8 protein-coding genes are annotated in these 5,802 nt (G+C 65.2%); 2 read left to right on the top strand and 6 right to left on the bottom strand.

Annotated features, from left to right (window positions below; translation table 11 throughout):
* Positions 1-243 (top strand): LysR substrate-binding domain-containing protein (locus G3N93_RS32805; protein ID WP_241026792.1); only part of this gene is annotated, 243 nt, incomplete at its 5' end.
* 232 nt (positions 244-475) lie between these two features.
* Positions 476-1,369 (top strand): DMT family transporter, encoded by an 894-nt coding sequence (locus G3N93_RS32810; protein WP_174938243.1) that lies wholly within the window; start codon positions 476-478, stop codon positions 1,367-1,369.
* 183 nt (positions 1,370-1,552) lie between these two features.
* On the opposite strand, the gene csgH is transcribed toward G3N93_RS32810, so the two are convergent.
* The 6 genes from csgH to G3N93_RS32840 all read right to left on the bottom strand — a co-directional run.
* On the bottom strand, positions 1,553-1,873 hold the full coding sequence (gene csgH / locus G3N93_RS32815; RefSeq protein WP_174944781.1) for a curli-like amyloid fiber formation chaperone CsgH: 321 nt from the start codon (positions 1,871-1,873) through the stop codon (positions 1,553-1,555).
* A gap of 71 nt (positions 1,874-1,944) precedes the next feature.
* A complete protein-coding gene (locus G3N93_RS32820) occupies positions 1,945-3,318 on the bottom strand; it encodes a hypothetical protein (RefSeq protein WP_174938247.1) in 1,374 nt (457 codons plus the stop codon).
* A gap of 131 nt (positions 3,319-3,449) precedes the next feature.
* Complete coding sequence (locus tag G3N93_RS32825) at positions 3,450-3,992, bottom strand: hypothetical protein (protein WP_206134819.1); 543 nt, start codon at positions 3,990-3,992, stop codon at positions 3,450-3,452.
* A 29-nt stretch (positions 3,993-4,021) separates the two neighbouring features.
* Entirely contained in the window at positions 4,022-4,960 is a 939-nt protein-coding gene (locus G3N93_RS32830) for a CsgG/HfaB family protein (protein ID WP_174938250.1), read from the bottom strand.
* A gap of 25 nt (positions 4,961-4,985) precedes the next feature.
* Positions 4,986-5,408, bottom strand: coding sequence for a curli assembly protein CsgF (locus tag G3N93_RS32835; protein ID WP_241026793.1), 423 nt, complete (start codon positions 5,406-5,408; stop codon positions 4,986-4,988).
* A gap of 45 nt (positions 5,409-5,453) precedes the next feature.
* A partial coding sequence (locus G3N93_RS32840) for a CsgE family curli-type amyloid fiber assembly protein (RefSeq protein ID WP_206134820.1) occupies positions 5,454-5,802 on the bottom strand: 349 nt, incomplete at its 5' end.

The following is a 5,802-nucleotide window of genomic DNA, read 5'->3' on the forward strand; positions in this document are numbered from 1 at the left end:
GACGACCTGCTGGCGATCGCCGACGCGGCCGCGGCCGGCGCGGGCCTCGCGTGGCTGCCGTGCTGGCTGATGGCGCCTTACCTGCGCGACGGCCGCCTCGCGCTCGTGATGGACAGCAACAGTGTGTCGGGTGCCGAAGTGTTCGCGGTGCGGCCGGCATCGCGCCAGGTGCCGTCGAAGGTGCGCGTCGTCATCGATGCGCTCGTCGACGAGATACCGCGCATGCTGGCGTCGGATGATTGAGGTCGGCGCGAGATCCCCACGAAGCATGTTCGGCTGACGCGGCGTATGATCGTCGCACGCCAAATATACCGGGGACATGCCGTCATGAAGCGGGAGCCGCAGGTCGTCATCGTCGCGTCCGTGACCGTACCGAACCTCACCTGTCATCCGGTGTGCCGCTGATGCGCACGCATGCACGCGGCCCCGGCGCGAACGGGGTGGATATCCCTGCGGCGACACAATGCGAGCGCGCATGACGGCGATCGATACCCCGAATGCCGCACGGCAACCCGGCTGGCTGCGCATCGCGCCCGCGCTGTTCCTGCTGCTGTGGGCAAGCGGCTTCGTGTTCCTGAAGCTCGGCTTGCGCTATGCCGATCCGCTCACGTTCCTCGCGCTGCGCTATGCCTGCGTCGTCGCGTTGCTCGCCGGCCCGTTCCTGTGGCTGCGCCCCGCGTTGCCGCGCACGGCGCGCGCATGGCGCGATCTCGTCGTGGTCGGCCTGTTGCTGCAGGCCGGCTATTTCGCATTCACGTACCTGAGCCTGAAGCTCGGCATGTCGGCCGGCGCCGTCGCGCTCGTCACGTCGCAGCAGCCGATTCTCGTCGGGCTGCTCGCGCCGATGATTGCCGGCGAGCGCGTCGGCGTGCTGCGCTGGATCGGGCTTGCGCTCGGCGCCGCGGGCGCGGTGCTGGTGATCCTCGCGCGTTCGTCGGTCGATGTCGCGTCGCCGTGGGCGCTCGCGTTCGCGCTGTTCGCACTTGCGTGCATCACCGGCGGCACGCTGTGGGAAAAGCGCTTCGGCACCGACGTGCATCCGGTCACCGCGAATCTCGTGCAGTACGCGGTCGGCCTGGCGGTCACGGCGCCGCTCGCGTTCGCGCTCGAACCGATGCACGTGCAATGGACCGCCGGGCTCGCCGGCTCGCTCGCATACCTCGTCATCTGCAACTCGCTGATCGCGATCTCGCTGCTGCTCGCGATGGTGCGGTATGGCGAGGCGTCGCGCGTGTCGGCGCTGTTCTTCCTGATCCCGCCCGCGACCGCGCTGATCGCACTCGTCGCGCTCGGCGAGACGATCGGTGCGCTCGCATGGCCGGGCATGGCGCTCGCGGCCGCCGGCCTGTTTCTCGTGATGCGTTATTGAGTCCACGCGAGATACGCCCGTCTCCGTCTCACCTGTCGAGACGACTTCCCCGCAATCGACGCGAATGTCGCACGGCTCATGGACGGACGTGCGTGACGCCGCGCTTCACGCGGCGCGATGCGACCACCGTGCGCGGCAGGCGCGTGCCCGGCATGCGGCGTGACGCGCCCGCGCCGCGGCCATTCAATTCGACGCCCGCTGCGGATTGCAGTCCACCGAATACTCCGCGTGCTCGCCATTGACGTGCAGCACCAGCGTCGCCTTGCAGATATCGCCGGAATCGACGCTCAGCCGCATCGTCGCGAGCGGCCGATCCTCGCCGCCGGCGAGTCGCGATTCGCCGGAGCGCGTCAGCGAGGCCGAGCCGGCGCCGCCGGTTTTGGTGATGCGCAGGCTGTACGACACGTCGACCGGCGCGGCCGCCTGCACGTGCGGCACGATGTTCACGCCGCCGGCACTGGCGGCGATGTCGAAATAGGCGTTGAGATCGTGAATGCCAACCATGATCGTCCCCTGTCGAATGAAAAAAAGGCCGAACGGGCAACCGTCCGGCCTTTTCGTTACGCCGGCGGCGCTTAGTGCTGCTTGACCGAAACGGTGTTGTTGAAGCCGTTCTGGTTGATGCTCGCGTAGTTCGCGTTGCCTTGCTGGACCAGCGTGGCGTTGTTGAAGTAGCCGTTCTGCGTCACGTAGCCCTGGTTGCCCGAGCCCGACACTTGCGACGCGTTGATGATGTTGAAGCCGCCGGCCTGCGAGAGGCTCAGCACGTCATCCGCACCCGTCTGCGACGCATTGGCGTAGTTGCCGATGTCGCCCGACTGGCTCACCGTCGTCGACGAGCCCGATGCCGACTGCGCCACGGACGCCAGGTTGTCCGCCGACGCCTGCGTGATGGATGCCGTCGAACCGTTCGAGCCGGTTTGCGTGATCGACGCCGTGTTGAACGCGGCCGTTTGCGTGATGGACGCGCTGTTGCCGTAGCCGTACTGCTGCGTGATCGTCGCGTTGTTCGACGCAGCCGACTGGTTGATCGTCGCGTTGTCGCCGAACTCGAACCACTGGTTGACCGTTGCGTTGTTGGCGTCGGCGGTCTGCGTGATCGACGTCGTGTTGCCGGCCGCCGCGAGCTGGTTCACCGTCGCGTTGTTGCCGCTCACGCCGCCCGATTGCGAGATCGTCGTCGTGTTGCCGCCGCCGAACGACGAGTTCACGGTGGCGGTTTCGGTGCCGCTCTGGGTCGTCGTGACCTGGTCGCCTGCCTCGGCGAACTGCGTCACGCTGGCGTTGGTCGTGCCACCGGTTTGCGTGATCGACGTCGCGTTCCCGCCGCCCCAGGTCGTCTGGACGTTCGCGGTGCCGTTGTTGCCGGTCTGCGTGATGCCGACGGTGTTGCCGAACGTGTCCGCCTGCGTCACGGTCGCGTTGTTGCCGATCGCCGACTGGCTCGGCGTGCCCTGGTTGATCGTCACGCTGTTCCAGCCGCCGCCCGATTGCGAAATCGACGCGCTGTCGATATAGCTGTACTGGTTGATCGTGTTGGTGTCGTATTGCGGGCCGCCGGTGTAAACCGACGCCGTTTGCGTGATGTTCGCCGAGAAATCGCCGCCACCGGATTGCGTCACGTAGTTCCGCTCGTTCGACGTGTTCGTCTGCGACACGTTCACGCTCGAATACGGCTGCGCCCACCAGGAGTTCTGCTGGATCACGGTCGTGTCGCCGCTGCCGCCCTGGGTCGTCACGTTGGCGACGAACCCGTAGCGGGGATCGTTGCCGGCTGCCGACTGGTTGATCGTCACCGAATCACCGCTCGTCGCCGTCTGTTCGACGGTTGCCGAGTTGAAGTTGCCGGATTGCCCGATGTTCACGTTGTTCCCCGACGAATCGGCCTGTGCGGCAGCCGATGCGAGCATCAGCACTGCGATTGCGATTGCAGACTTGGTCACCTTCATTTGTTGCTCCTGATTCGAAAGAAAATTCGCCGGAAAAGTCGATCTTCGCCGGCACCCCCGCCAATTGAGGACGCTCTCACGTCCCACACCTCACACCACTCCAAGCAAAGCACTTGCAAGCTGCGTAACCGTTACCGCGTCACCACCGTGGCGCGCGCGCCGATGCCGGTCTGGATCACCTGGATGCCGGTGTTCGATCCGCCCTGCACGATGTTCACCGCGTTGTTGATGCCGTTCTGCGTGACGCGCGCCGACAGCGACGTGCCGACCTGCGTCGATTCGACCGAATTGCCGACGCCGTTCTGTTGCACCTGCAACGTGTTGCCGTTGCCGCGCTGGGTCGCATTCAACGTGTTGCCCAAGCCGACCTGCGACGCCGCGATCCAGTTCTGCGCACCGGTCTGCCGCGCGACGATCGAGTTGCCGTCGCCGGCCTGCCAGACCAGCGCACCGTTGTGGCCCGCCTGGTCGAGCGATGCGGTATTGCCGACACCGCTCTGCCGGACCGCGACGATGTTGCCGCTGTAGTCGAACGCGGGTTCGGGCGCGCCGAGGTCGTTGAGCGGCACGGGTGCCGCCGACGCCGCCTGCATGGCTGCCGCCGCCCACATGGTCGCGAGCACCCGCCGCATCACGCGGGCGCGCCCGTTCCGATCACGCTGTCGATTCATCATGTTTTCTCCGCTGGCCGGCCTGATGCCGGTTAATGAGTGGACACGCCCGAGCGATCGATCTTCTGCGGGTCGTACGCGGTGTTCGCGTCTTCCATGTCCTGCGCGTATTTCCGGTCTTCCTGCAGATACCGCTGCATCGTCGGGTCGTACCAGTCCTGGTCGTTCTTCAGCGCCCAGGTCTGGTTCGCGACGCCCTGGACGATCAGGTGCGTGAGCGCCGATTCGATCGCTTCGTTCACGCAGATCTGCGCGGGTTCGTTACGCGTCAGCCCGGCTTCCGCCTGCAGCAGGTCCTTGAAGCCGACGAAGCGATAGATGCCCGTGTCGACCTGATAGGAGTAGACGGTCTTGGTCGTCGACACGCTGTTGAGCACCTGGCCCGTGCGGATGTCGATCGCGCGCAGGTTGACGGTGACCTGGTCGATCCGGTATTGCGTCGACCCGCTGATCCCGAGGTAGGCGACGCCGGCCCCGCCGGTCCGGACGTTCGTGTCGTAGCCGACGATGCCGCCCTCGAGCACGATGTTCGCGGGCATCAGCGGCGCCATCGCATCGTTCTGCGCCTTCTTCGCATCCGCGCCGTCGGTGGCGCGCATGATCTTGCGTTCGGTCAGCAGGTCCTGCAGGTTCTCGCGTTCCACCGGCGTGAACCAGCCGGAGTCGCGCATCGCCTTGACGAGGAACGACGCGCCGCCCTGCGTGACCTGCGACGAGAAGGAACTGTCCGGCGATGCCTTGTACTGCCCCGTCAGGTCGCGAAAGCCGTACACGGCCGCGACGATCTTGCCCTTCGGCGGCGGGAGATGCGTGAGGTCGCGCGTGGTGCGCGTCGGCGGCGTCAGCGTCGCGTTGCTCAATGCCGGCATCGGCCGCGTGACGCAACCGACCAGCGACAGCAGCAACACCGCGCCCATGGCGATCCGTGTCATCCCCGTGTTGAAGCGTGTGCGTTCAGCATTTTTTTTCATGATTCGCTCAGTCGTTTTTTTCGAGTTATTGGCCGTTGCTGACGATGAACGTCGAGGTCGCACCCGTCGTCTTGTCGGTGGTCGTCACTTGCAGGCTGCCGTTGCCGGCTGCACTCACGACGATCGTGAAGTTGCCCGTGCTGATCGTCCCCGGCTTGAGCTCGCCGTTGGTGCCGACGATCGAGTTCGTCACCGAGCCGGCAACGCGCGACAGGATCGCCTGCTGCAGTTGCGCATTGAACTGGTCGAGCGACGACGTGGACGTCGGCGACGAATAGGCCGACAGCGACGGATCCGTATGCTTGTTCTGCGCATTGGCCTCGTTGAGCAGATTCGGGCCGTTTGCCGGGTTGCCGCCGAAGTTCGGGTTGTTCGGCTGATAAACCAGCGTCGACGACCACGCATACGGAGACACCGCGGTCATCGCGACCAGGGCGATCAAGCTCAATCTGATTCGATTCATTTTCCCTAACCCCTGTTTTTGATTAATCGACTAAATCTCGTCTTTGGCCAGATCCGAATCGGGAAACAACAAATTCGACAGATCGTCCTGAATGACGGTTTGAAAGGAAATGTTGGCGGCGCTTTCGGCCACGGCCTTGACGTTTGCCCGCGCGATCGGCAGGAAGGTCTGGAACACGCGTTTTTGCTGGAATTCGACCCAGATCAGGCTGCCGTAACGCGCGGACGGGCGTTCGTGAATGGCGACCATGTAGCGTTCGCTCAGCGGGATTTCCGACCACGTCTGCGAGAAGTAGGTATAGAAATCGCGGCCGGCGAGCGTCACGGCATCGGTCGTGACCGTGCCGCCGAGCTGGTCTTCCGGAAGGGCATGGCGGGCG

This window comes from Burkholderia sp. Se-20378, assembly GCF_017104665.1.
GTDB classification, from domain to species: domain Bacteria; phylum Pseudomonadota; class Gammaproteobacteria; order Burkholderiales; family Burkholderiaceae; genus Burkholderia; species Burkholderia lata.

Coding starts and splice junctions, on each gene's coding strand:
- G3N93_RS32810 (WP_174938243.1), top strand. CDS start 476: ATGACGGCGATCGATACCCCGAATGCCGCACGGCAACCCGGCTGGCTG.
- csgH (WP_174944781.1), bottom strand. CDS start 1,873: ATGGTTGGCATTCACGATCTCAACGCCTATTTCGACATCGCCGCCAGT.
- G3N93_RS32820 (WP_174938247.1), bottom strand. CDS start 3,318: ATGAAGGTGACCAAGTCTGCAATCGCAATCGCAGTGCTGATGCTCGCA.
- G3N93_RS32825 (WP_206134819.1), bottom strand. CDS start 3,992: ATGATGAATCGACAGCGTGATCGGAACGGGCGCGCCCGCGTGATGCGG.
- G3N93_RS32830 (WP_174938250.1), bottom strand. CDS start 4,960: ATGAAAAAAAATGCTGAACGCACACGCTTCAACACGGGGATGACACGG.